The 603-nt window shown below is 69.2% G+C and carries 1 protein-coding gene; it reads right to left on the bottom strand.

Going from position 1 to position 603, the window contains the following annotated elements; all coding sequences use genetic code 11:
- Positions 1-132: 132 nt before the first annotated feature.
- The gene (locus tag L6Q96_23410) at positions 133-510 is read right to left on the bottom strand and encodes a response regulator (protein ID MCK6557496.1); all 378 of its coding nucleotides are present in this window, start codon (positions 508-510) and stop codon (positions 133-135) included.
- Between the last annotated feature and the right edge of the window lie 93 nt (positions 511-603).

Below are 603 nucleotides of genomic sequence, written 5' to 3'. Positions count from 1 at the left end.
GCCGCTGTAAGCGGGCCTGTGCGAGCGCCGCGCTGCCGTTCTCCGCCTCGCTGACCGCGAACCCGTGCCCCTGCAGCAGGGCGCGCAGCAGGTAGCGGTTGTCGCTGCGGTCGTCGACGATCAGCACGTGCCTCATGAGCGGTGTCCAGGGTGGTAGCGCTCGACATCGTCGGCGAAGCGTTCGGGATCGATCGGTTTCTCGATGTAGCCGGTGCAGCCGGCGGCCAGGCATTGCTCGCGGTCGCCCGGCATCGCATAGGAGGTGACGGCGATGATCGGCACGTGGGCCAGGCGGGGGTTCTCGCGCAGCCCGCGGGCCACCGCGTAGCCGTCCATGCCCGGCAACTGGATGTCGAGCAGGATGATCGCCGGTTCGGCACGGTCGGCAAGGAGCAGGCCGCTCGGCCCGTCCTCGGCCTCGATCACCTGCCAGCCCCGGGCGTCGAGCAGGAAGCGCGCGAGGTAGCGGTTCTGGGCGTTGTCTTCGATGAGGAGGATGCGCTTGTTCATGTTCCGGTTCCTGCGCTCGCTGCAGCGGTCTCGCGCGGCAAGGTGACGGTGAAGCAGCTGCCCTGACCCGGTTCGCTGTCGACCGCGATCTCC

Source organism: Candidatus Binatia bacterium, from assembly GCA_023150935.1.
In the GTDB taxonomy this organism is placed as follows: Bacteria; Desulfobacterota; Binatia; order HRBIN30; family HRBIN30; genus JAKLJW01.
Note: the sequence above shows the minus strand (reverse complement) of the source record. Positions and strands in the feature narration are given on the sequence as shown.

What these genes read in the sequence shown, in the direction of transcription:
- L6Q96_23410 (MCK6557496.1), bottom strand. Translation starts at nt 510, where the DNA reads ATGAACAAGCGCATCCTCCTCATCGAAGACAACGCCCAGAACCGCTAC.